The organism is Segetibacter sp. 3557_3 (assembly GCF_004354985.1).
Taxonomy (GTDB): Bacteria; Bacteroidota; Bacteroidia; order Chitinophagales; family Chitinophagaceae; genus Segetibacter.
This window is the reverse complement of the sequence record NZ_SMSK01000002.1, coordinates 161105-186728: the sequence shown is the minus strand read 5'-3', so window position 1 is coordinate 186728 and position 25624 is coordinate 161105. Positions and strand designations below refer to the sequence as shown.

The window sequence follows — 25624 nt, the reverse complement described above, 5'->3', positions numbered from 1 at the left end:
CAAAAACATGCAATTGTAATCGATTGTTGGTTTTCCAATACCTTAATACCCAAATACTCAATTCCCTAATCCATTTACGCAAATTGTTTCAGATCCTGCAAACTCACCCTGTTTTCATATATCGCCTTGCCAACAATGGCGCCTTTGCAGCCAATCTCCTTTAAGGCATAAAGATCGTCCATCGAGCTAACACCCCCGCTGGCAATCAGGTGAATACCCTTACATTCACTGATGATGTTTTTATATAGCTCGGTTGATGCCCCTTCAAGTTTACCATCCTTACTTACGTCGGTACAAAAGATTTGCTGAACACCTTTGTCGAGGTACTTTTTTATAAAGTCGTATACCCAGATGTTCGATGTTTCAAGCCAACCATGTATGGCAATCTTTTCTTCTTTTACGTCGGCGCCCAGCAGGAAGCGTTCAGCTCCGTGGCTGGCGAGCCAGCTGGTAAAAAGCGGTTCATCTTTTACAGCAATGCTTCCTACTGTGGCAAACCGTGCTCCCGATTCAAAAACAATCATCACATCGTCTTCCGTCTTAATTCCTCCGCCAAAATCAATCTCTAGCCCGGTTCGTCCGGCAATTTTTTCCAGCACCTTCCAGTTCTTCACCTTTCCCTCTTTTGCGCCATCCAGGTCAACGAGGTGCAATCTTTTAAGCCCTGCGTCTTCAAACTGCTTTGCTACTTCCAACGGGTGTTCGTTATAAACCTTCTTCTGGTTATAATCACCCTGGGTTAACCGAACGCACTTACCGTCGATAATGTCAATAGCCGGAATAATCACCATGAACTAAACGAGGTTTATAAAATTTTCAAGTATACGTGCACCTGTTTCTGCACTTTTTTCCGGGTGAAATTGCACTCCATAAAAGTTGTCTTTATGCAGGGCCGAACTATAAGGTTGAATATAATCGGTAGTGGCAATTGTATGTTCCCCTAAACTGGCGTAGTAACTGTGTACAAAATAACAATAACCCTGGTCCACACCTTCAAATAGGGGACTCTGCACATTGTATATTTTGTTCCAGCCAATTTGCGGAATTTTCACGCCGGCAGAATGGGTTTTATTCAAATGAAAGCGCCTGACGGGCTCATCAAAAATGTTCAGGCAGTTAGTATCGTTTTCCTCGCTATGTGCGCACATCAACTGCATGCCAAGGCATACGCCGAGTACGGGCTGTTTTAATGCGGTGATCACCTGGTCGAGCTTTCTTTCGCGCAGGTACTGCATGGCCGTGCTTGCTTCTCCAACCCCCGGAAATATTACCTTGTCGGCAGTCGAGATTTCATTTGTATCATCGGTAACAATGGCGCGGATGTTAAGTCGTTCAAGTGCAAACAACACCGATTGAATGTTGCCCGCATTATATTTTACGATTGCCAGTTTCATTATCGGGGATTATTGCGCAATGATGTTCGAAAGAAAGGACTTTGTTGTGCCGGCAACGTCTGTGCTGTGCTCTAAGGCTTTAATATAGGCGCTTCCGATAATGGCACCATTGGTGTATTTGCAGGCGGCATCAAAAGTGCTTTTATCTTTTATGCCAAATCCCACGAGTACCGGGTTTTGTAATTGCATGCTTTGCAGCTTTTGAAAATAAGCTTCCTGGTCACCAATATTTTTGTTTGAGCCAGTGGTAGACGATGATGATACAGCATAAAGAAAACCGCTGCTCAGTGCGTCGATCCGACGTATACGTTGTTCGCCTGTTTCGGGAGTTACCAGGAAAACCAGGTCGAGACCAAATTTCCTGATGGTTGGACCATAGATCGTTTCATATTCGTGCATTGGCAGGTCTGGTAAGATCAAGCCGTCGATACCAACTTCAGCTGCCTTTTCGCAAAACCGTTCGAAGCCATATTGTAGAACCGGGTTCATGTATCCCATTAGGATAACCGGGATGGTGATCTTTCCCGTACCTGCAGCATCACCCGTTCGCATGGTCGAAAGCTGGTTAAACAGTGTGGCGATGGTCATCCCGTTTTCAATAGCCCTCAGGCTGCTTTCCTGGATGACAGGTCCGTCAGCAAGGGGATCGCTATACGGCATACCTAGCTCAATGATGTCTGCACCCTGGTCCTCAAGAGCCTTCATCACCGGAAGCGTACTGTCGAGCTCAGGATACCCGGCAGTACAATACACATTTAATATTCGTTGTTTTTTAGTTGCAAATAATTGCGATAATCTTTTCATTATACTCCCATTGCTTTCATGTAAGTGGCTAAATCTTTATCTCCCCGCCCGCTCAAACAAACCACTACGGTATTGTCGGTTCTTAACGACAATTGTTTTAGTGCTGAAAAGGCGTGTGCAGTTTCAAGCGCAGGTATGATGCCTTCAAGGCGGGAGACTTCAAACGCCGATCGTAAAGCGTCGTCGTCGGTAACGCTCAAAAATGTTCCCCTGCCACTTTCGTATAAGTGCGCATGCAATGGCCCGATACCAGGGTAATCGAGTCCTGCTGAAATGCTGTGTGGTTCGGTAACCTGGCCATCTTCGGTTTGCATCACCAAGCTTTTGCTGCCGTGCAGGATGCCCGATCGGCCAAGCTGTGTAGTTGCTGCACTCATCCCTGTGTTTATGCCATGACCGGCAGCCTCAACTGCTACAAGCTTAACTGCCTGCTCATGGATAAAATGGTAGAAAGCACCTGCGGCGTTGCTACCTCCACCAACGCAGGCGATCATATGCGACGGTAATTCCGAGCCCGTTTGTTCGAGCAGCTGCCAGCGAACCTCTTCACTAATCACGCTTTGAAACCGTGCCACCATGTCGGGGTATGGGTGTGGGCCCACAACGCTGCCGATGATGTAATGAGTATCTGTTGGGTTATTGATCCAGGCGCGAATGGCTTCATTGGTGGCATCCTTCAAGGTTCTGCTGCCACTAAGTGCCGGAACTACGGTTGCACCCAGCATTTTCATACGCGCAACGTTGGGTGCCTGGCGCTCAATATCTTTTTCGCCCATGTACACAACACACTCAATACCTTTTAGTGCACATACCGTGGCTGTTGCCACTCCATGTTGACCTGCACCGGTTTCAGCGATGATGCGTTTTTTACCAAGGCGTAATGCCAATAGTATCTGTCCAACGGTGTTGTTGATTTTGTGGGCGCCCGTGTGACACAAGTCTTCGCGCTTCAGATATATCCGGGTATTGAATTGCTTACTTAAACGTTCCGCAAAAAACAATGGAGTTGGACGGCCCACATAATCCCGCAACAGGGTTCTAAACTCGTTCTGGAAGGCCGGTTCTGCCATGATTTCCAGGTAGCGGGTTTTGAGTTCCTCTACATTCGGGAAAAGCATTTCAGGTATATAAGCTCCCCCAAAACTTCCGTAATAACCATATTCATCAGGGCCGCTACCCTCTTTCCCGATCGGAAGTATTTTAATTTCCTTTGTCGTCATCGTTCAAAATATTTGGATGCTAAACCGCAGGTAACCCCTTTGGTTTAAATTATCGTTGAGGCAAACGACTTTACCAGTTGCATATCTTTTACCCCGGGTGCCACTTCAAACCTGCTGTTGATATCTACGGCAAACAGGTCCTTTGCAACCGACTCCCTGGCAAACTCTTTTAAATTGATCCCGTCGTCGGGCTGTATTCCGCCGCTTAAAAAAAATGGTTTGTCAATCCGTTCTCCCCTTAAGACATTCCAGTTAAACTTTTTTCCGGTTCCGCCGTAACCTGAGCCTTCGGTATCAAACATAAACATATCCGCCACGTCCATATAGTTCCGGATCTTCCATGCTATATGGTCATCGTCGGTTAACCTAAAGGCCTTGATCACCGCAACATAGTTGGAAACCGTTTCACAAAATCTTGGCGTTTCATCGCCGTGTAGCTGCACCATGTCAAGCCCGAAGTTGTCAACATGGTTCATGATCTCATCGTACGAAGCATTTACAAAAACCCCGATCTTAAACACCTTTAGCTTTGCCTTTTTTACTTCATAGCCTTTCAGGTGACGCATGACAAAGCGGGGTGATTTATGGTAAAAGATCATACCGGCAAACTGTACGCCCATATCACCTAGTTCATGCAACTGGTCGAGGCTTGTCATTCCACAAACCTTCATTCGCAAACTTCTCCTTTCTACGGGAGGGGTCTGCCCTGCAGGTATTATCGTTTCCATCCGCTTGATTTATCCCCTGAAGAACTCCTCCGGCATGGAAGATTTCAGGGCGGTTACAAAATCAGCAAAGGCAATCGCCGGGTCGGGCTGCTTCATAAATGTTTCACCTATCAGGAAACCCGAAAACCCATGGTTTTTTAAACGGCTGATGGTCTCAACATCGCTGATCCCACTTTCTGATATTTTAATTTTATCACCAGGTATTTGACTGCTAAGGTTGATGGACCGGTTTACATCAACCGTAAACGTTTTCAGGTCGCGGTTGTTTACGCCAACAATATCGACCTCTGTACAAATATGTTCGAGCTCTTCCTCATTGTGTATCTCAAGTAAAACCTCAAGGCTTAACCTTTTGGCAAATAGCGCAAGTTCCTGCACCCGCTGCGGCGAGAGGCACGCTGCAATTAACAGGATCACGCTTGCACCGATCGCTTTTGCCTCTATAATCTGGTATTCATCTATGATAAAGTCTTTTCTTAGGATGGGCGTGCCAACCATCTCGCGGGCATACATCAGGTCGTCGATTGAACCGCCAAAGTACTGTTCATCGGTTAAAATGGAAATACCGGCGGCGCCATAGCTTTCATAGGCCTCGACCACCGTTCCGATGTTTACCTGGTCGTTAATAACACCTTTGGAGGGCGACTTCCTTTTAAATTCCGCGATAATGCCGGTTCCTCCTTCAATTAACAGTTGCGAAACCAGCGAGTTACATGTACTCGTATAAAACGGGAATGTTTTCAACTCACTTTCGGGCACCAGGGCTTTCTTCTGTTCAACCTCCGTTTTCTTTGTGGCTATGATGTTATCGAGGATATTCATGTAGATATTTTGGTAAGATCAACTATTGCAAACTAACTAGTTTTTCAAGACAATTGTAAGCCTTTCCGGTTTCGAGGCTGTCGACGGCAGCTTTGTAGGCCTGCTCGTGGCTATCGTAATTACCTGAGCATTGAAGCGCCATTGCTGCATTTGCAATGACAACAGCGTTCTGCGCCCAGCTTCCTTCGCCTTTCAGGATCTTTTTGAAAAGTTTCGACGCCTCTTCTACCGTATTGCCACCATAGATATCCTGCGGGCTTACCATTCGCTTACCGATCTCTTCCGGTGTATAAACCCTTTCTCCGAGTTGGGTAATCACCTTTGTGTCGTCCGTCAGGGAAATTTCGTCATAACCATCCAGGCTGTGAATAATGGTAAAGGGTTTGCCGGTTTGCTGGAGCAGGTAGTTGTAAATGCGTGCCATTTCCAGGTTATAAACGCCAACCAGCTGGTATTCAGGTTCAGCAGGGTTTACCATAGGACCGAGCATGTTGAAAAAGGTGCGCACGGCCAGGTTTTTACGTATGGGTGCTACCGCTTTCAGGGCCGGGTGGAAAAGTGGTGCATGCAAAAAACAGATACCTGCTTCTTCTACTTCGTGTCTTAGTGCTCCGGTTTCGTTCTTGAATTTATAACCCAGCTGCTCCATGACGTTCGAAGCTCCGCTGGTAGAAGTTACACCATAATTGCCGTGTTTGGCTACTTTTTGTCCAGCCCCGGCTACGATAAAACAAGACAGCGTAGAGATATTAAAAGTGTTCTTTCCGTCGCCTCCGGTGCCCACGATATCCATGACCTTAAACGGTGAAAGATCTGTTTTTACACATAATTTCATCAGCGCATCCCAGAAACCCTGCAATTCGTGGATTGTGATACTACGCATAAGGTATACCGTAGTAAACGAAGCAATCTCATGCTCATTATAATTTCCCTGCGAGATGTTGATCAGCACTTCCGATGCCTGTTGGCGTGAAAGCGTCTTGTGTTCAAAAAGGTGTTGTAGTATCTTTTTCATGAGGGGGATGGATATAGGCGAAAGGGTTAGCGAAACAATCAGGCTGTTACCCAATTACGAAGGATGTTTTCACCCAATGGGGTAAGCACACTTTCCGGATGAAACTGCACACCCTGGATATCGAACGTTTTATGTTGTAAAGCCATGATATAGTCGTTTTCGTCGCGCGCCGTAATCTCAAGCTCGTTGGGAAAGTTTTCATCTGTAACTACCCAGCTATGGTAACGCCCCACTTCAATTTCCCCCGGCAAACCTTTAAAAAGGGGTGCATCCTGGTTGACCAGCCGGCAAGGAGTTGCAACACCGTGGTAAACCGAATCGAGGTTTTCAAGTGTTCCGCCAAAGGCCTCCCCGATTGCCTGGTGACCAAGGCAAACACCAAGAATAGACTTGCGCGATTTGTACTCGCGAATCACATCGAGCAATAAACCCGCCTCTACCGGTATACCCGGGCCCGGTGAAAGAATGATCTTATCATAGGCTTCGATGTCTTCAAGTGCGATCTGGTCATTCCGGAACACATCTACCTTAATGTGGGTAATCTTTTCAACCAGGTGAACCAGGTTGTAAGTAAAGCTGTCGTAATTATCAAAAACAAGGATTTTCATAACCGGAACCTTAAGAGATATTTGGAGTTGAATAACTAATTAGGGGTCTGTGCAAGCGACGGGAACGTTCCCTTGCTAAGCCTGCTCTTCATCAAGATCGTTTGCGAGTTTTACCGCTGTTTTCAATGCGTTTAGTTTGTTATGAACTTCCTGCAATTCACTTTCGGCATTTGATGCTACTGTTATACCTGCCCCCGCCTGGTAGTACAGCGTATTGTCTTTGCTCAAAAAACTCCGGATCATAATTGCATGGTTCAACTGCCCGTCGAAGCCAATCATTCCTATTGCGCCGCCGTAGAAACTTCGTGAGGTGGGTTCGTTTTCATGGATGATTTCCATCGCCCTTACTTTAGGCGCACCGCTTAAGGTACCTGCAGGAAAGGTTGAGGCAAGCAATTCGAAGGGATTGGTGTCTTGTTTAGGACGACCCGAAACTTCGCTCACCAGGTGAATGACGTGAGAATAAAAATGCACCTTACGATAGCTTGTTACTTCAACCTCATCAGCATGACGGCTAAGGTCGTTACGGGCAAGATCAACCAGCATCACGTGTTCGGCATTCTCCTTTGGATCCTTTAATAACTTGTCGGCAAGAACTTCATCCTGTGCATCGTCGCCGGTACGCTTGAATGTACCTGCAATGGGATGTACAATAGCTTTGTTGTTGTGTATGATCAGTTGACTTTCGGGCGAAGATCCCATCAGCCTGTAGTCGTTATAGTCGAAATAGAAGAGGTATGGACTTGGGTTTACCGTACGCAGTGCACGGTAAACATTGAATTCATCACCAGTAAACGATTGTTGAAAACGACGGCTAAGCACAACCTGGAAAACGTCGCCACGATGACAATGCTTTTTACCGGTTTCAACCATCTGGCGATAGGTTTCATCGGACATATTTGAGCTTTCCTGTCCTTTGCAACGGAACGGGAAAACCGGTACATCCTTACTTTTAATTAGTGATAAAATAAGGTCGAGCTCGCTTTCAAGGCCATTGATGCGGTTTTCGCAAACATACAGTTCGTCTTTATAATGGTCGATTGCAATTACATATTGGTACAGGCGGTATCGCATGAGCGGTATCACCTGGCCGGCTTCGCCCCTTTTTGCATCCATTTTAACGTCTTCAAAAAAGCGGATGGCGTCGTAAGTAGTGTAGCCAAACAAACCCTGTGCTGCCTGGATGGGTGCTTTATTTGCTGGTGTAAACCTTTGCAGGAAAGCATTAAGTTCTTTAACCACTTCCCCCTTGTTGTTCAGTCTTTTTCGAACCACCTGCTCGCCGGGATACTTAAATTCGAAGGCCTGGTCGTTACTGATTTCTATACCACCAATCGGCTTGATACCGATGAAAGAAAAACTGTTTTCCCCTGCATGAAAATCAGAGCTCTCCATAAGAATACTTCCCTGGAAGCGATCGCGAAGTCTCAGGAAAATACCAACTGGCGTAAATACATCTGCCAGCATTTTTTTACAAACCGTCTCAAAAACAATGGGTTTCATATAATCGGAATAAGGGTACGGTGAAAAGGCGACAACCGGTGTATAACGAAAAAGCCCCGGCTTTATTGATGCCAGGGCTTAATTATGTTGCAACAAAAGCAAAAACATAGCTACCCCGGGAAGGAGATGCTATGCCACCAATTGTTATTTTTTATTGTTTTCACGTTACAAAGATGCAGGAAAATAGATTACATGCAAATAAATTTATGCTTTTTTAAAAATCTTATTCTTCAACATTTTACGACCATCTGCCGCCGTTAAACCGAAAGCTTTGCGGCCCCCGAAAATGGTAATACAAGTGATATTTTTTGTTGCTGATTGTATGAGCCGGCCACTTTTATCAGCTACGTTTAAACTAGCGGGACAGGCCATAAGCTTTTATCTTTACCCCGTTGCCTGCCCGACATCCTGCAACTACAAAAAGACGTTATGCGCATTATCATCTTTCTTTTGTTTTCGCTTCCCGCGTTGTGTTTGGCCCAGGACAGTTATGTGTTGGTAAAGGCCGACCAGCTTTTCGATGGTGAAACGATACATAAAGGTTGGTCGGTACTTATAAAAAACAGGCTCATAGAGGCTGTTGGCGAAGTGAAAGGGGTACCGGCCGGCACAAAGATTATCAACCTGTCCGGCACCATAATGCCCGGGCTCATAGAAGGACATTCACACCTTTTCTTACACCCGTACAACGAAACGAGCTGGAACGACCAGGTACTAAGGGAAAGCCGCGCTGAAAGAACCGCACGTGCGGTTGTGCATGCAAAGGCTACCTTAATGGCAGGCTTTACTACAGTACGCGACCTTGGCACTGAAGGAGCGGCCTTCGACGACGTTGGCCTAAAGCGGGCAATCGAAAAAGGCGTTATCCCCGGCCCCCGGATGATTGTCGCAACAAAAGCCATTGTTGCAACGGGAACCTATGGACCGCGATCGGAGTCAGCCGACATTGAGGTCCCACAGGGTGCAGCTGAAGTATCCGGAATGGAGGACCTTGCAAATGAAGTAAGAACCCAAATAGGCAAAGGTGCTGACCTGGTAAAGATATATGGTGATTACCGTTGGGGTAAAAATGGGGAGAGCCTGCCTACTTTTAGTGTTGAAGCGCTCGCTTCAGCAGTGGCCATTGCTGCCAGTGGAAACCGGCAAATTGTGGTTCACGCAACAACACCCGAAGGGATGCGAAGAGCCATCATGGCTGGTGTATCTACCATTGAACATGGTGACGACGGCAACGCAGGTATATTCAGGCTAATGAAAGAACGCAAGGTGGCACTATGCCCTACCCTCGCGGCAGGCGATGCAACATCCCAATACCGGGGTTGGCGAAAGGGCATTGATCCCGAGCCGGAAAAAATTGCAAACAAACGGAAGAGCTTCAAACTGGCACTTGCAGCCGGTGTAACCATTTGCATGGGCGGCGACGTAGGTGTTTTTACCCACGGTGATAATGCACGCGAAATGGAAATGATGGTTGAATATGGTATGGAGCCCATTGCAGTATTACGTTCCGCAACTTCCGTAAACGCCGACGTATTCGGCTATGCCGGGCAGATAGGGCGGATCCGGAAAGGCCTGGCCGCGGACCTGCTCGTGGTTAGTGGGAATCCGGTAAGGGACATTAAAGCAGTTCGAAATATACAGCTCGTGATGAAGGATGGCGTTTTATACAAGGTGCCAGGCGCCACTCCCTGATGTTTTATGTGTGAACTGTAAGTCAATTACAAGCACAGATGCGTAGCAGTTTGCCCCGCCCTGCTGCCCCATAGAAGCAATACCGCCGGGTCCATAAAATGCTTGCAGGCGCAAACCCGCTGTTAAAGCACCCCTTTTGTTGAAGGCAGGTGATTGGAAAATGGGTCGCGCTTTACCGCCATCCGGATAGCTTTTGCAAAAGCTTTAAATATTGCCTCGATTTTGTGGTGTTCATTTTCGCCCCGGCAAAAGATGTTGAGGTTGCATTTTGCCGCGTCGCTGAACGACTTGAAGAAGTGAAAAAACATTTCTGTCGGCATCTCCCCTATCTTCTCGCGCTTAAACTCAGCATCCCATATCAGCCAGTTGCGGCCACCAAAATCGATGAGCACTTTCGCTTCTGCTTCATCCATCGGCAATGCAAATCCATACCGTTCCATACCGCGTTTGTCGGCAAGCGCAAGCGCAAAAGCTTCACCAAGGGCAATACCAACGTCTTCAATGGTATGGTGCTCATCGATGTGCAGATCGCCATTGGCCTTTATGGCCAGGTCAATCTTACCGTGACGGGCAATCTGGTCGAGCATGTGATCGAAAAATCCAAGCCCGGTATCAATTGCAGCATTGCCGCTGCCATCCATATTTACATTGACCGTAATCTTTGTTTCGTTGGTGTTCCGCTGGTGTTCAACTTTACGGAGACCGAGTTTTAGAAAAGCATAAATATCTTTCCAGTCGCGGGTTTCAAGTGCTATTACTTCGCGCAGTTCCTCTTGTCTATCCTTTACTTCACCACCTCCAAGGTTTGGGTCGTTGTTGATCCAGATCGCCTTACAGCCGAGGTTTTTAGCCAGTTGTACATCTGTTATCCTGTCGCCAATCACATACGAATTGGCGATATCAAAATCGGGGTTATCCATGTAAGCAGTCATCATGCCCGTGGCTGGCTTGCGCGTTGGCTTATTTTCTTCGGGGTAGCTGCGGTCGAACAGGAACTCGTGAAAATGAATCCCTTCGTTTTCGAGACTTTTCATGATGAAGTCATGCACCGGCCAAAAGGTTTCATCGGGGAAGGATGGGGTGCCAAGTCCGTCCTGGTTGCTGACCATTACAAGGAGGTAATCGAGCTCAGATGCAATATTGCCCATGTAGCGAAACATCCCGGGGTAGAAGGTAAGCTTGTCAAAACCATCGATCTGGTAGGTTGGCGGCGCCTCGTTGATAAGTGTACCATCGCGGTCAATGAAAAGTATTCTTTTGGCCATTAGAATTAGTTCTGGTTTAAGGAAACCTGTTTTTCTGTAATTGCATCAATAAAGGCATCGACAAGAACGGTATTTTCCTGTTCGGTGCCAATGGTAATCCGCAAGCAACCTTCGCACAGGATCACATTGCTTCGATCGCGCACAACTATTCCCTTGCCGAGCAGGTAGGTGTACATTTCTTTGGGCTCATCAACTTTTACCAGCAGAAAGTTTGCGTCGGAAGGGTATACCGCCTGAACACCCGGCAGCTTTTGAAACACTTCGGCAAGTGCATCGCGCATTTGCACCAGTTCTTTGATCATATCGTTAACCTGTCCTACTTCTTCCAATGCCTTCATTGCAAGATCCTGTGTGGCCTGGTTGATGTTGTAGGGCGGTTTAACTTTATTGAGCACATTGATGATTTCTGGTGAAGCGAATGCCATTCCAAGCCGCAGCCCGGCGAGCCCCCATGCTTTACTAAAGGTTTGCATAACCACCAGGTTCGGGTAGTCAGCCAACTCCTGCACAAAAGACTTTTGCCGGGAGAAATTGATGTACGCTTCATCGATGACTACAATACCATTGAAATTGTTGAGCACCATCTCAATATCTTCCCGTTCGATAGAATTGCCGGTTGGATTATTTGGCGAACAAATCCAGAGCAGTTTCGTGTTTGCATCCACCAGGGTTTCGATGTGCACAAGATCAAGCTGGAAGTTGTCGAGCAGCGGGGCCCTCCGAATTTCAACATCATTGATGTTCGCACTAACCTCATACATACCGTAGGTGGGCGGACAGATGATAACATTGTCCTTTCCTGGATTACAAAAACTTCGGTACAACAGGTCGATACATTCGTCGCTTCCATTGCCTAGGAAGATGCGTTCGGCAGGTGCACCTTTCACACGTGAGATAGCGTCTTTTAGCTGGGTTTGATGCGGATCGGGGTACCGGTTATACCATTTCACCAGCGGCGAGCCTAGCGAATTTTCATTGGCATCGAGGTAAACATTGGCTTGCCCGGTAAACTCATCGCGGGCAGAAGAATATGGCACCAGCTTTTTAATGTTCTCACGAATGAGTTTTTCCAGCTCAAACATATCTTTTCGTATTGTAGTAGATCAGTAGATATAAATATTGTTCTAATCCGCCATCTGCTCCAGGCGGATGCTCACGGCGCGCGCATGTGCATCAAGACCCTCAGCATTGGCCATCACCTGCACGGTATGGCCGATTGCGGCAAGTCCGGTTCTGCTTAGCTTCTGGTAAGTGATCTTTTTAACAAAGCTGTCGACACTAACCCCGCTGTATGCCTTGGCGTATCCGTTGGTAGGTAGGGTATGGTTGGTACCGCTTGCATAATCGCCCACGCTTTCGGGTGAATAATTGCCGAGGAAAACCGAACCGGCATTTACGATTGCCGAACAAACCGCTTCTTCATTTGCACAGCTTATGATCAGGTGTTCAGGTGCATATTCGTTAATGAGGTCTATTCCATCACCCATTGTTTTTACCACGATCACCTTACTGTTTGCAAGTGCTTTTACCGCAAGCTCGTTACGGCCAATCGATTGAAGCTGCTGTGCTAATGCTGCTTCTGTGTTACGTCCCAACTGCTCCGAAGTGGTTACCAGCAACACCTGGCTGTCGGCGCCATGTTCGGCCTGGCTCAGTAAGTCGGCGGCAACAAATCCTGCGTTGGCAGTGTCGTCCGCGAGTACCGCAACTTCACTGGGACCCGCGGGCATATCAATGGCCACACCACTTTTTTGAACCAGTTGTTTCGCACTTGTTACATATTGGTTACCCGGACCAAAAATCTTATAAACCGCAGGGATGGTTTGAGTGCCATAAGCCATCGCAGCAATGGCCTGGGCGCCGCCCACTTTAAAGATTCTGGTGATGCCGACATGATGCGCCGCAAACAGGATTGCCGGGTGGAGCTTGCCTTCCTTATTGGGTGGGGAACAAAGCACAATCTCTTTACACCCTGCAATTGTTGCCGGCAGGCCCAGCATAAGAATGGTTGAAAACAGCGGCGCAGTACCACCCGGAATATATAATCCAACTTTATCGATCGCTACGCTTTTTCTCCAGCATAATACACCTGGCATCGTCTCCACCGGTTGCTCCTGTACCAGCTGCGCTGTATGGAACTTACTAATGTTTTCACCTGCCTGACGTATGGCCTGTTTAACATCCAGGGGAACTGTTGCAATGGCTTCGCTGATTTCGGCAGGTGACACCTCGAGCTCAGTTAATTCAACCCCGTCGAATTTTTGGGCAAAGCGCCTGATGGCCTTGTCACCATCTTTTTTTACGTCAGCAAGTATGCCGCCCACCAACAATTCGAGTGAACTGTTATCGAACACGGGCCGCTGTAAAAGCCCCTGCCATTCACTACGACCGGGATACAAATAGGTTGGTAAATTCATTATAGTTTTCAGCAGGTATGAAACAACCCTTTGGCAATACTGCAGGATTGTATTAGATGATCATTTTTTCTATCGGCACCACCAGTATACCCTGGGCACCCGCAGCTTTTAAGCGTTCAATGTTATCCCAGAATTCGTTTTCACTGAGCACACTATGAACGCTGCTCCAGCCGGTTTCGGCTAAAGGAAGCACCGTAGGACTTTTCATTCCGGGTAACAGGCTAACGATCTCAGCAAGGTTTTCGTTCGGTGCGTTTAATAATATGTACTTATTATTTTTTGCTTTTTTAACGGCCTGGAAACGAAACAGCAACTTGTCGAGGATCTGTTGTTTCTCGGCACCAAGCCCCTTATGTTTGATCAGTACCGCCTGCGATTGCAGGATGGTTTCAACTTCCTTGAGCCCATTCATAAACAAGGTAGAACCACTGCTCACGAGGTCGCAGATGGCATGCGCCAGGCCGATGCCCGGAGCAATTTCAACGCTTCCGCTGATCTCGTGAATTTCGGCATTGATGTTTTTTTCATCAAGGTACTTTTGTACAATGTGCGGATAGGTGGTGGCTATTCTTTTACCCTCGAGGTAATTGGAATGTTCATCATATTTCTCGTTACGACTAACCGCTATGCTTAACCGGCACTTGCCAAATCCCAGTTTTTCTACAACCTCAACTTTCTTGTTTTTTTCATAAACCACATTTTCTCCTACGATCCCAATGTCGGCCACAGCGTCTTCAACATACTGTGGAATGTCGTCGTCGCGTAGAAAATAAACTTCAATGGGAAAATTGCTTGCCTCAGCCTTCAATTTATTCACACCATTGGCAATGTCTATTCCACATTCTTTTAGCAGTTTAATACTATCATCGTGTAACCTGCCCGACTTCTGAATTGCAATTGTTAAGCCCATGATATTTCGAAAAAGTTGATTTACCGAAGTAATTAATAATGCACCTGCCTGGCACCTGAAAACAGCCATAAATAATAAAGGCCTACCTCAACGGTAAGCCTTCAATGTATTTATATATGCATACAACACCGGCCTACCCGAGGGGTATAACATGATGGCGATGAAAATGCATGGTTGTTTTCATGCGGCAAAGATAATGGTCAACCTGTATTTACCAAATAAATCAGTTTACCTGTACCGGTTACTTACAAGACCAGCCATTTTCGAATTAATCAACCGGCAGCATGGGTTGGTTGTGAAATCTGGCGAAAGCCGCCATCTTTCCCCGGTCTAAAATCACAAACATGGCATAACTTCCGCCTGGCTTCAAACCTTTCCTTTATTGCAAATTTGATGTATATGAGACAACTTGTTCCTATTCTATTCCTGTTTATTACTGTCCACCTCCATGCGCAGGATGCTGTAACCTATCAAACCCCACCCAAGGCGATGGCGGATATTCTACTGGCGCCTCCAACACCGGTCGTGAGTATTGATGATCATGGTAAATTCATGCTGCTAAGCGAGCGCAGCAGTTACCCGACTGTTGAGGATCTCGCGCAACCTGAACTTCGGATTGCCGGTATGCGAATTAATCCCAATACCTATGGTGCCTCTCGTAGCGTGTATTCCGTAAATTTCAGAATTAAAAACCTCGCAACCGGGGCTGAAGCGCAGGTAAAAGGTTTGCCCGCAAATCTTGAAGCGGGTATTCCCCAGTGGAGTCCTTCCCGAACAAAAATTGCCTTCTCCAATACCACCGCGAATGGCATAGACCTTTATGTCATCGACGTCGCCAGCCAGCAAGCTAAAAAGCTCAATAAAACTTTTCTGAACAACGTGTTGGACAACTTTCATTGGGAAGATGACAACACGATCTGGTATACCGCCACCACCAAACCTTCAAGCGCAATGCCTGCCCGCCCGCTAGCGCCAAAAGGACCAGTTGTACAACAAAACCTTGGCAAAACAGCTGCAAGTGCCACTTACCAGGATCTTATCAAAAGTCCTTATGATGAACAATTGTTCGAGTTCTATGGAACCGGTCAACTTATCCGCAACGTAGGGGGCACCGAAACCCAAATCGGCAAACCGGCCATTTACAACAGCATAACCTTATCGCCCGATAAAAAGTACCTGCTTGTAAACCGGATCGAAAAGCCTTTTTCTTACCTGGTGCCTTCAAGCGGTTTTCCATCTACCACACTAATTCTCGACAAAAGCGGTAAGGAAATTAAGGCCCTATACAAAAGCCCGGGACGCGAAACCGCACCAAGAGGTTTCGACAATGTTCAGAATACACCGTCACGATACGAGTGGCGGGACGATGAGTCGGCAACCATTTGCTGGACGATGCCCCTGGACAGCGGCCTGTACAAAAACACCATGGAATTTCACGATGCGGTTTATGCCCTGTCGGCTCCATTTTCGGGAACACCAAAGGAGCTTGTAAAAACCAACTACCGCTTCCGGAATATCCAGTGGGGCAACAGCACTTTCGCGCTTGTTACAGAAGGGTTACAGCGTGAACAAAAAGTTCGGATCAGCAGGTTTAACCCGCAAACAGGAGAACTGCAAAAGTTGATCGAACGCAGTACAAACGACGCCTACAACAACCCGGGTACGCCTAACACGGTTAAAAATGTTTACGGCCGCGACGTTGTGCAGTTACTCAACAACGGAACACAATTGCTCATGAGTGGCCCCGGCGCTTCGGAAAAAGGCGAATACCCCTTTCTGGCAACTTTCGACCTTGCAACGCTAAAAACTAATATTATCTGGAGAAGCGCTGATCCTTACTACGAAAGCGTGGTAAATGTGGTAGATGGCGAGAAAAAGATTTTCGTAACCAGCAGGCAAAGCCAAACTGAACCACCAAATTATTACATCCGCGACCTTTCTAACAACACCAGCAAGGCTATAACTAATTTCAAGGACCCGCAGCCTGCCCTCAGGAAGGTTAAAAAAGAAAAGATTTTCTACAAGCGAAAAGATGGTGTTGACCTTACCGCGACATTGTACACACCCGAAGGGTACGATGCAAAGAGAGATGGACCACTACCCGTATTCATGTGGGCTTATCCGCGGGAGTTTAAGAGTGCTGCAGATGCCGGGCAGGTAAGGGGAAGCCAGAATACGTTTACCCGTTTGGGCTCGGGCTCCTGTGTATTTCTGGTAACCCAGGGTTATGCGGTTATGGACGAAACGGAGTTCCCGATCGTTGGCGAGGGCACAAAGTACCCGAACGACAACTTTGTTGAACAACTTGAGTGGAACGCTGCGGCCGCAATCGATAAAGTTGTGGCGATGGGTGTTGGCGACCGCAACCGGGTTGGTATAGGTGGCCACAGTTATGGTGCATTTATGACGGCCAACCTGCTGGCACATACCCGGCTGTTTAAAGCTGGCATTGCCCGCAGTGGTGCTTACAACAGAACCCTTACCCCTTTTGGCTTTCAGAACGAAGAACGTACTTTCTGGCAGGCTCCCGAGGTTTACACCAGGATGAGCCCGTTTGCTTATGCAAATAACATTAAAGATGCGATCCTCCTCATCCACGGAGAAGCGGACAATAATCCCGGAACTTTCCCCATTCAAAGTGAGCGTTTGTACAATGCTATCAAAGGGCACGGCGGCACCGTTCGGTATGTTGTTCTACCTTACGAGTCTCATGGGTACACCGGAAAAGAAAACCTTTTGCATATGCTTTGGGAGATGAACGAATGGTTAACGAAGTACCTTAAACCTACAGGTAAGCAGTCCACAAACCCATAAGTCGCGTCCAGGTCAAACAGGAAGTGCACCACTTCCTGTTTGTTTTTTTTGGTGACCGGCATTTGGTTATTAATGGATCATCGTTGCCACGCTCGGTTCATCGACTGGTTTTCCATGGCATCAGGCATGGTGCAATCCTACAGCACTTGCACTACAAGGGCCCCTTTTGTAGCCTGGCTACTTATAAGAAAGCAGCTTAGCTGGCCGCGTGTTTCCCATCAAATGCAATATGCTATCATACGCTTGTTCTAAATATTACCCGGTCCTCTGCCAATGCCTTAACTGTAGCTATACCGATTTAGCAACACGTTAGTAGAATGTTAACCTTTTTAACAAGTTTTGTTTTAGCCTTTCCATTTACTTTGCCCACATAAAATCTTTGCATGAAAAATTTTCTGGTGGTTTCTAATGTCGTTTTGCTCATCCTGGTGGCTGTGCTTTTCTACCTGCACTTTTCAGGTACACCAAAAAAAACGACCAATGTTGCAAGTACGCCTAAAGCAGAAACAAGCGGTGCCTTCAAGATTGCCTACTTCGAGATGGACTCCATTGAAAACAATTACGAATACCTCAAAGACATTCGGAACCAGCTGAAAACAAAAGAGCAAACCCTGTACTCCGAACTTTCAAAATTGAAAAACAGTTATATGCAGGAGGTTAATAAGTTTAACCAGGAAGCACCCGGCATGTCGCAGGAGAAAGCAGGCAGCACCCAGCAGGAACTCATGCAAAAACAAAAAAGGATCCAGGACCGTGAGCAGGCAATGGGTCTCGAAATGCAGGATGCCACTTTCAAGAAAATGCAGGAAGTAAACAAACGGATAGAAAGCTTTTTAGCAGATTACAATACAAATAAAAACTACTCCTATATACTTGCTTACCAGCCCGGCACATTCTACTATAAAGACTCTTCATTCAACATAACTGCCGACGTGCTTCGCGGTTTGAACGACCTCTACAAGAAAAAAGACTAGACCATTTTTTAGTCCCTCGATATACGGGTATTATTGCCACTTACCGGGTGTTATAATCTGCAGGATGAATAATTCTTGTGAACGCGCAGTTTTACCCACATGCATGGCTCGCACTAACAATCATTCGATAGCACCCCGGGACTCAACCCGCTTATGCTTTAATGGTTGGTGCAGATGATAGCCAGTTTATGGGCTGCGTATAAGCTTTCTTCAACGTGTCAGCAACGCTGATGGCGTCTGCCATCAAATCCTTATCTTCATGCGAAGCGCTCAAATCCGGGTGTGATCGCTCAACTCCTACATGCAATCAACTGCTCAATTTAAACCTTCGCTTGGCCTTTGGGATGCAACAATGATCGTTGCAGGAAGCATGATTGGTTCAGGAATTTTTGTTGTAAGTGCCGACATGCTTAAAGACGTTGGTGGCGCCGGTTGGCTCATTTTTGCCTGGGTACTTACCGGCTTTATGACGGTGATTGCTGCACTCAGCTATGGCGAACTAAGTGGAATGTTTCCAAAGGCAGGCGGTCAATATGTGTACCTGAAGGCCGCATACAATCCACTCATGGGCTTTCTATATGGCTGGAGCTTTTTTGCGGTTATTCAAACCGGAACCATTGCAGCAGTTGGCGTTGCCTTTTCAAAATTCGCGGCCTACCTCATCCCTGCTTTAAGTGAAAAAAACATCCTCCTCAACATAGGTTCGCTAAACATTTCAGCAGCGCAGGTTACCTCCATCATCCTGATTATTGTGTTAAGTTATTCCAACACGAAAGGGATAGAGGGCGGAAAGTGGATACAAAATATTTTTACTACTACAAAACTGCTGTCTTTGTTTGCGCTGATTATAGCGGGCCTGCTTGTATTTAATCCCACTGTCTGGCATGCAAACTGGAGCGATCCCTGGCGTTTAATGCAACATGCCTCAAGAACCAATACCTCTACCGACAACGTTTGGCTGTTCCTTGCCGGCGCCGCAGGCATTGGTGCAATTGCGTCGGCGATGGTGGGCTCCGTTTTTAGCAGCGATGCCTGGAACAACGTTACGTTTATAGCAGGAGAAGTTCGAAATCCACGACTGAACATAGGATTAAGTCTTCTGCTGGGTACAGTTATCGTTTCGGTAATTTATATTTCTACAAACCTGATGTACCTGTCGGTGTTGCCAACCCAGGAAATTGCTTTTGCACCTGAAAACCGGGTTGCTGTTTCTGCTTCACAGGTAATTTTTGGCCGTCCCGGCACGATCGTTATTGCGCTGATGATTATGATCAGCACGTTTGGTTGTAACAACGGGCTTATTCTGGCTGGGGCAAGGGTTTATTATAGCATGGCAAAAGATGGGCTGTTTTTTAAAAAGGTTGGCGAACTAAATTCAAACGGGGTACCCGCCTATGCATTGTGGTTGCAGTGCCTGGTTGCAAGTATACTCTGCCTTAGTGGTAAGTATGGCGACCTGCTTGATTATGTTTCTTTTGTTGTGATGCTTTTTTATATGCTAACCATCGCCGGCATCTTCATCTTGCGCAAAAAGGCTCCTGACTCTGAGCGTCCCTATAAAGCCATTGGGTATCCCATACTTCCCGCCGTATACATTCTGCTTGCCGCAGTATTCTGCCTCGCACTCATCATCTATAAGCCGGTTTACACCTGGCCGGGATTAGTGATTGTACTTGCCGGAATTCCATTGTACTACCTTTCTTTGCAAAGCAAAAAACCTTCTTAATGTTATGCACGACTTTCACGAAATCTTCAACAGGTTCCTGAACTTAAAAGTGGCAGTTATTGGGGATGTTATGCTGGACACTTATTGGTTTGGAACGGTTGACCGCATTTCTCCCGAAGGTCCGGTGCCTATCGTCGACCTAAAGAACCGGGAGGTAAGGATTGGGGGTGCGGGGAATGTTGCCTTAAACATCGTTGCTCTTGGTGCATCTGCCAGCCTGTTTTCAGTGATAGGGAAAGACGAAGAAGGACGACAGCTTACAACCCTGTTTAAAGAAAACCAGATTGACACAAATTACCTTGTTGCGAGTGAAAGCCGTATAACTACCAACAAAACGAGGATCATTTGCCGTAACCAGCAGATGATGCGACTTGACTCGGAAGTTACCACTAACCTCAATCCCGCAGAAGAAAGTGAACTCATCGAAAAATTCCGGGCTTTTGTGCACGAACAAAAACCAGCTGTGGTCATTTTTGAAGACTACAACAAAGGCGTGCTTACACCAAAAACAATCCGGGAAATACTAGACCTATGCGCCAAACTTGAAATCCCCGTTACAGTTGATCCAAAACAAAAGAACTTCTTCAGCTACAAGGGTGCAACAATTTTTAAACCCAACCTTGCCGAAGTAAAGGCTGCCTTAAACCTGCTACCCGAAGGTTTATCCGATGACGCACTTCCCGACATTCACCGCCGCCTCAAGGAGGTGCTGGAACATAAAATTTCCCTTATCACGCTTTCAGAACGTGGTGTTTTCTACCAGGAAAACGGTTCTGCGACCATCATTCCCACACATGTGCGCAAGGTTGCCGATGTAAGTGGAGCTGGTGATACCGTCATCGCGGTAGCTTCACTGGTTTTTGCTGCCACTTCCGACATTCGATTATCAGCTGCTGTTGCAAACCTTGCAGGTGGCCTCGTATGTGAAGAGGTTGGCACAGTGGCCATTAACAAACAGCGCTTATTCGACGAATGCACAGAGTTACTGACCTGATTAGGATGCTGGCAGTTTACCACAGAAAAACACGATCCTATCTTTGTATCAGCGTCTGCCCCCTATTGCGCCGATTCAGTTTATTAGCAGCGACGCAGCGACAAACCCATAATTTCGCGCATATACAAACTACCAACAGATCATGCAAAAGCTTACACTTGTTATTCATGGAGGAGCCGGAACAATCGTTAAAGAAGACATTACACCTGAATTAGAGAAGGCTTACCTCAATGGCTTGACAGATGCTTTAAACGCAGGTTTTGCGGTACTGGAGGAAGGCGGATCTGCAGTAAACGCAGTTAAGGCCGCAACAGTTGTTTTGGAAGACAACATCATTTTTAATGCCGGCCGGGGATCGGTCTTTACAAAAAAAGGTGTGCAGGAAATGGATGCTGCGATAATGGATGGCGAAAACCTTGAGGCCGGAGCAGTGGCCGGAGTACGCAGTGTGCGCAACCCAATAGAGCTTGCCATGGAGGTAATGCGCAACAGTAACCATGTTTTTCTCAGCGGAAAAGGCGCAAACGATTTTGCAATTAAGCAAGGCGTTAAACTGGAGCCTGATGAATACTTCTTTTCACAGTTCAGGTACGACCAATGGAAAGCAATCCGCGACTCTGATAACTACTCTCTCGATCACACCCACCAGGGAATAGAGGAACTCCTTCGCGACAAGAAGTTTGGTACGGTTGGCGCCGTTGCCTGTGATGTAAACGGCAACATCGCTGCCGCAACGAGCACAGGCGGGATGACCAATAAAAAATACGGCCGTATCGGCGACAGTCCGATGATTGGCTCGGGTACCTATGCGAATAATGAGACTTGTGCAATTAGCTGCACCGGCCATGGCGAGGTCTTTATCAGGGCAGTTGCTGCACACCGGGTAAGCGCACTTATGGAGCACAAGAATATGTCTATCCTTGACGCATGTAACGAAGTTGTACTAAAGAAACTTGTTGAAATGAAAGGTGAAGGCGGATTGATTGGGGTTGATAACCAGGGCAACGCTGCACTTGTATTCAACAGCGCCGGCATGTACCGGGGTGTAAAAAGCAGCGACGGTACAAATGAGGTCGCAATCTATAAATAAGATGGTTCCTCCAGTCAAGAATAATGACCTAGTCACTTGGAGCCTCTTCCCGTTTGAACAGAAAATTAAGTCCCCAGGTTCTCCTTATTGAGATTGCGCTGACCAGTATAGCGTTAAGTTCACTTAGGCTGTTCGACAGGTTAAACTTGGAAGACCTGATATATTCCTGTGCAGACAAGGAGTGTTTCGAACGGAAACCGTTATCTAAAACCTGTATCAAAGCATGCTTGATGGAGTTGCTGTCAGCAGGATCAAAATAAAGCGCGTGATCACCAAGGATTTCCCGGTGTCCCTCCAAATCAGAACATAACACAGGACAACTAAGATGTGCCGCTTCAATCAAAGGCATATTCGTCGGTCCCAGGAAAGTAGCCATCGTTAACGCAAGTGCATTCTGGTACAGAACACTAAGATCACTGTCGGGAACAAAACCAAGCAACTTTACCTGGCCATTTAAGCCGAGGCTGTTAACCAACTCCTGTATGTAGGCAGCATTACCCTTATCGCTGCCGCAAAGCACCATCTGTAAATGGGTTTGTTTACGTTCGGCCAACAATTTGGCGAATGCAACAATCAGATTGTAATGATTCTTGTGCGCCCAAAATTGTGCAGGATAAAGAAAGTACGACTGGTTTACGAGTCCGAATTTGTCGAGCACTGTCTTTTGCGTGTCAGAAGGCACCTCCAGGTTGATGATATTGCCACCAAATGCCGGAACAACTTTAACCTTTGATTTATAAAGGGCATAAAAATTCAACAACTCCTTTGCACCCGTATCAGACTCACATAATATAAACATTGCTTTATTGAGCGTGTACAAGTAATATTCCTCACGTGCTTCATACTCACCATTCATAATCATTTCAGGAAAAGCGTATACTGATCTGTGCGCAATATCCCAATGCGTTGCGATAAACGGGAAGTTGAGAACTGCATACCTCGGCTTAAGATAGTAAAGCAGGTCTATCCCATTTTCCCGTAAAGCTCTTTCAACCTTTTTATTTCGGTTGGTAATAAAGGTGTGAAGAATGAAATTGAGGAAAGAAGTGGCTTTGTTCAGGTACAGGTTGGCATACTTAAATCCCCGGATCCGGAATGGACGCTTTGCTTTACTGCCGTAACCAGTTTTGATGTAAATCGAGCGTTTTGTAAGCTGTAATTCAGGAACCTTGCCAGCGTAAAAAACTACGTTTACGATGTCGACATTTTCATTGAAACTAAAATCGTTGATACCCTTCAGGAGCCGGTTGTAATATGCATGCCCACCTCCTTCTGTAGGTACACTTTCAGCATCTATCACAACACCAACCCTTATTTTACTCATAGATATCTCTCAATGTTTTAACGACCGTCTCCAGGTCCTCTTCCGCCAGCGCAACACCACTGGGAATATAGAAACCCCTTCTTGCGAGTTTTTCAGACTCCGGGTACGACTCGCCAGCAAATAGATTCATATTTATGAAAAGAGGTTGCTCATGCATGCACCAAAAAAATGGCCGGGTGCCAATCCCACGTTTTGCAAGGTAATCTACTGCTCTATTTTTTTCTTCTTCAGTTGGCGCTACCAGCGGGTAAACCCAGTAAATGTTCTCCGCATCAGCATTAGCAGGTAAAGGTAGCTGATAGCCATGCGGAACTAAAAATTGCAGGGCCGTGTTATAGTACTTTCCCATTCCCCGCTTTCGTTGAAGGAAGGTTTCCACCTGCTCTAACTGGGCCAGACCTAAGGCCGCCTGCATGTTGGTCATCCTGTAGTTGTAGCCAATTTCTTCGTGAACAAACCGCGGCTTGTCAGGATGGAAAGCTAAGTTTTTTAACCGCCTGCAGGTTTTATCTATCTCAGGATCGTCGGTCAGCACCATCCCACCCTCACCGGATGTAATCAGTTTATTCGCATAAAAACTAAAAATACTTACATGACCAAATGTTCCGCACATTTTGCCTTTATAGGTTTGTGCATGCATTTCTGCAGCATCTTCAATCACTTTCAACTGGTATTTTTCAGCAAGCGCAAGTATCTTATCAACCTCAACCGGTAATCCGTAAATGTGGACCATTATGATTGCCTTCGTCTTGTTCGTAATTTTACGCTCAATTTCGTCGACATTCATGTTGTACGAGCGGCTGTCGCTATCCACCAACACGGGCACACCCCCAACCCGCACTACCGATAAGGCGGGAGAAATAATCGTAAAAGTGGGCATAATTACCTCATCTCCGGGGGAAATACCGACTGCCTGTATGGCTATGTCAAGTGCAGCAGAGCCGTTAGCCACTGTAGTAGCAAACCGCCTCCCGATAAACTTGCTAAAGCTTGTTTCAAATTTCTCTATAAATGGGCCTTCACCGGAAATCCAGCCGGTGTCGACACACTCAGTCAGGTACTTTCTTTCATTTCCACCTAAGAGAAAGCTGTTTACTGGAACCTTCCTATGCATTCTTTTGCAAAATATAGCAAACTCCCCAGGTGTTTGAACCTGGCTGTTTAGCTGTTAAAAATTCTTCCGAGCGCAAAAGTGTCAGACCGGCAAGTTCGGCAAACATTTTTATCTCAGGGGTGCTAAAATGACGCATGCAGTGAAACTCTTCCATAGCTTCATACGCATTGTTGCTTTTGTGTTGAAGGATCAGCCGGTACTCAAGGTCTACAGTATTTGCATCGAAATTAATTTTCGGCCTGGCAATCCTGGTAATATGTACTTCTTCGTTTTCAACAGCTTTATACCTTGTTTCGGGTACCTGGCTGTATACGGCCGGAGTGTACCAAACGTCGAATATGAACAAACCGCCGGCGTTCAAATGCTTCGAAACCTGCCTAAAGCAAGACAACACCTGCTGATTCTCGGTCAGGTAACTAATCACGTGGAAAAGGGAAGTTGCTATATCAAAGTTTTCTTCAACATTGAATTCAGCAATGTCACCTTGTAGTGAATGGAAATCACGAATACCTTTTGCATTTGCCACATCGATCATCGGCTGGCTCTTTTCGATGCCGGTGACCTTAAATCCAAGGTCTGAGAATACCGCTGAGTAATTTCCGGTACCACTTCCAAGTTCAACAATCGAACGGGCACCAGGGCTAAATTCGCGAATAAGGGAGTAAACGTATTGACCTTCTTTTAAATAGTCCTTATCCTGGTATAGAAGATCGTAGTAGGTATTATAGAGTTGAAAAGCGTTAGATGATGGCTTTACTTTCATTGTGTTTTTTTACTGATCCAATTTTTATTTTGTCGTCAGCACCGCTATAAGGGCCTTGCTTGATTTCAACGATTTCTGCATCTTCCAGAACCTCAAGACCATGCCCTCCTGATGCGAGTAATATAACATCACCGCTGCCAACAATCTTATCATCCAAAAAAACGCCATCATTGTCAAATAACGAAATCCTGACTTTGCCACTTTTAACAAAAAGCACTTCCTGGGTTAATGTAACCGTACGCTCAATAATCCGGTGTGTATGGGGTTGTACGTTATAACCCTTTGGCCTGCTCATATAACCTAACTGTTGAGAAAAGTTGTGCGGCGTAAAGAATTCAATCCCTTCATTATTGTATTGTGAACGGATGATTATTGCTACAATCGCTTCGTTATCAAGTATTTTCTCAACCATTGCTTGTCAAAAGTTTAGTAGGTAATAGAAACCCC

General features: G+C 46.4%; 23 protein-coding genes. 6 read left to right on the top strand and 17 right to left on the bottom strand.

Annotation, left to right across the window (positions count from 1 at the left end; all coding sequences use genetic code 11):
- Window positions 1–74 precede the first annotated feature (74 nt).
- From hisA to EXU57_RS05080, 9 genes are all read right to left on the bottom strand, one after another.
- On the bottom strand, window positions 75–791 hold the full coding sequence (gene hisA / locus EXU57_RS05120; RefSeq protein ID WP_133267105.1) for a 1-(5-phosphoribosyl)-5-[(5-phosphoribosylamino)methylideneamino]imidazole-4-carboxamide isomerase: 717 nt from the start codon (window positions 789–791) through the stop codon (window positions 75–77).
- A gap of 3 nt (window positions 792–794) precedes the next feature.
- Window positions 795–1394, bottom strand: coding sequence for an imidazole glycerol phosphate synthase subunit HisH (hisH, locus tag EXU57_RS05115; RefSeq protein ID WP_133267104.1), 600 nt, complete (start codon window positions 1392–1394; stop codon window positions 795–797).
- Window positions 1395–1403: 9 nt separating this feature from the next.
- A complete protein-coding gene (gene trpA, locus EXU57_RS05110) occupies window positions 1404–2198 on the bottom strand; it encodes a tryptophan synthase subunit alpha (RefSeq protein ID WP_133267103.1) in 795 nt (264 codons plus the stop codon).
- A complete protein-coding gene (gene trpB, locus EXU57_RS05105; RefSeq protein WP_133267102.1) occupies window positions 2198–3418 on the bottom strand; it encodes a tryptophan synthase subunit beta in 1221 nt (406 codons plus the stop codon). The genes trpA and trpB overlap by 1 nt, the downstream gene beginning before the upstream one ends.
- A gap of 44 nt (window positions 3419–3462) precedes the next feature.
- The gene (locus EXU57_RS05100; protein ID WP_133267101.1) at window positions 3463–4146 is read right to left on the bottom strand and encodes a phosphoribosylanthranilate isomerase; all 684 of its coding nucleotides are present in this window, start codon (window positions 4144–4146) and stop codon (window positions 3463–3465) included.
- A 9-nt stretch (window positions 4147–4155) separates the two neighbouring features.
- Window positions 4156–4968 (bottom strand): indole-3-glycerol phosphate synthase TrpC, encoded by an 813-nt coding sequence (gene trpC / locus EXU57_RS05095; protein ID WP_133267100.1) that lies wholly within the window; start codon window positions 4966–4968, stop codon window positions 4156–4158.
- Window positions 4969–4990: 22 nt separating this feature from the next.
- On the bottom strand, window positions 4991–5983 hold the full coding sequence (trpD, locus tag EXU57_RS05090; protein ID WP_133267099.1) for an anthranilate phosphoribosyltransferase: 993 nt from the start codon (window positions 5981–5983) through the stop codon (window positions 4991–4993).
- Between the two features lie 38 nt (window positions 5984–6021).
- On the bottom strand, window positions 6022–6591 hold the full coding sequence (locus EXU57_RS05085; RefSeq protein WP_133267098.1) for an anthranilate synthase component II: 570 nt from the start codon (window positions 6589–6591) through the stop codon (window positions 6022–6024).
- Window positions 6592–6666: 75 nt separating this feature from the next.
- Window positions 6667–8094, bottom strand: coding sequence for an anthranilate synthase component I family protein (locus EXU57_RS05080; RefSeq protein ID WP_133267097.1), 1428 nt, complete (start codon window positions 8092–8094; stop codon window positions 6667–6669).
- 429 nt (window positions 8095–8523) lie between these two features.
- Between EXU57_RS05080 and EXU57_RS05075 the strand changes: the two genes are divergently transcribed.
- Complete coding sequence (locus tag EXU57_RS05075) at window positions 8524–9786, top strand: metal-dependent hydrolase family protein (protein WP_133267096.1); 1263 nt, start codon at window positions 8524–8526, stop codon at window positions 9784–9786.
- A 122-nt stretch (window positions 9787–9908) separates the two neighbouring features.
- Here the strand turns inward: EXU57_RS05075 and hisB are convergent, their stop codons facing one another.
- The 4 genes from hisB to hisG are packed head-to-tail and all read right to left on the bottom strand — an operon-like array spanning window position 9909 to window position 14378.
- Window positions 9909–11051, bottom strand: coding sequence for a bifunctional histidinol-phosphatase/imidazoleglycerol-phosphate dehydratase HisB (gene hisB / locus EXU57_RS05070; RefSeq protein ID WP_133267095.1), 1143 nt, complete (start codon window positions 11049–11051; stop codon window positions 9909–9911).
- Between the two features lie 5 nt (window positions 11052–11056).
- A complete protein-coding gene (hisC, locus tag EXU57_RS05065; RefSeq protein ID WP_133267094.1) occupies window positions 11057–12133 on the bottom strand; it encodes a histidinol-phosphate transaminase in 1077 nt (358 codons plus the stop codon).
- 42 nt (window positions 12134–12175) lie between these two features.
- Window positions 12176–13468 (bottom strand): histidinol dehydrogenase, encoded by a 1293-nt coding sequence (gene hisD / locus EXU57_RS05060; RefSeq protein ID WP_133267093.1) that lies wholly within the window; start codon window positions 13466–13468, stop codon window positions 12176–12178.
- Window positions 13469–13520: 52 nt separating this feature from the next.
- Complete coding sequence (gene hisG, locus EXU57_RS05055) at window positions 13521–14378, bottom strand: ATP phosphoribosyltransferase (RefSeq protein ID WP_133267092.1); 858 nt, start codon at window positions 14376–14378, stop codon at window positions 13521–13523.
- Window positions 14379–14777: 399 nt separating this feature from the next.
- Here hisG and EXU57_RS05050 point away from each other — a divergent pair, with 399 nt between their 5' ends.
- The 5 genes from EXU57_RS05050 to EXU57_RS05030 all read left to right on the top strand — a co-directional run bounded on the left by EXU57_RS05050 (window position 14778) and on the right by EXU57_RS05030 (window position 21976).
- Complete coding sequence (locus tag EXU57_RS05050; protein ID WP_133267091.1) at window positions 14778–17192, top strand: prolyl oligopeptidase family serine peptidase; 2415 nt, start codon at window positions 14778–14780, stop codon at window positions 17190–17192.
- Window positions 17193–17575: 383 nt separating this feature from the next.
- On the top strand, window positions 17576–18166 hold the full coding sequence (locus tag EXU57_RS05045) for an OmpH family outer membrane protein (RefSeq protein ID WP_133267090.1): 591 nt from the start codon (window positions 17576–17578) through the stop codon (window positions 18164–18166).
- A gap of 301 nt (window positions 18167–18467) precedes the next feature.
- Complete coding sequence (locus tag EXU57_RS05040; RefSeq protein WP_133267089.1) at window positions 18468–19892, top strand: APC family permease; 1425 nt, start codon at window positions 18468–18470, stop codon at window positions 19890–19892.
- A 4-nt stretch (window positions 19893–19896) separates the two neighbouring features.
- Window positions 19897–20886 (top strand): bifunctional heptose 7-phosphate kinase/heptose 1-phosphate adenyltransferase, encoded by a 990-nt coding sequence (locus EXU57_RS05035; RefSeq protein ID WP_133267088.1) that lies wholly within the window; start codon window positions 19897–19899, stop codon window positions 20884–20886.
- Between the two features lie 142 nt (window positions 20887–21028).
- Entirely contained in the window at window positions 21029–21976 is a 948-nt protein-coding gene (locus EXU57_RS05030; protein ID WP_133267087.1) for an isoaspartyl peptidase/L-asparaginase family protein, read from the top strand.
- Window positions 21977–22004: 28 nt separating this feature from the next.
- Here the strand turns inward: EXU57_RS05030 and EXU57_RS05025 are convergent, their stop codons facing one another.
- Genes EXU57_RS05025 through EXU57_RS05010 form a run of 4 tightly spaced genes read right to left on the bottom strand, consistent with a single transcriptional unit; the run spans window position 22005 to window position 25589 of the window.
- Window positions 22005–23300 carry a glycosyltransferase family 4 protein gene (locus EXU57_RS05025; RefSeq protein WP_133267086.1) on the bottom strand — a complete coding sequence of 432 codons (1296 nt, stop codon included), beginning with the start codon at window positions 23298–23300 and terminating at the stop codon, window positions 22005–22007.
- On the bottom strand, window positions 23293–24414 hold the full coding sequence (locus EXU57_RS05020) for a DegT/DnrJ/EryC1/StrS family aminotransferase (protein WP_133267085.1): 1122 nt from the start codon (window positions 24412–24414) through the stop codon (window positions 23293–23295). The genes EXU57_RS05025 and EXU57_RS05020 overlap by 8 nt, the downstream gene beginning before the upstream one ends.
- Entirely contained in the window at window positions 24407–25177 is a 771-nt protein-coding gene (locus EXU57_RS05015) for a class I SAM-dependent DNA methyltransferase (protein WP_133267084.1), read from the bottom strand. Before EXU57_RS05015 ends, EXU57_RS05020 begins: the two co-directional genes overlap by 8 nt.
- Window positions 25155–25589 carry a hypothetical protein gene (locus tag EXU57_RS05010; RefSeq protein ID WP_133267083.1) on the bottom strand — a complete coding sequence of 145 codons (435 nt, stop codon included), beginning with the start codon at window positions 25587–25589 and terminating at the stop codon, window positions 25155–25157. Before EXU57_RS05010 ends, EXU57_RS05015 begins: the two co-directional genes overlap by 23 nt.
- Window positions 25590–25624: the final 35 nt, after the last annotated feature.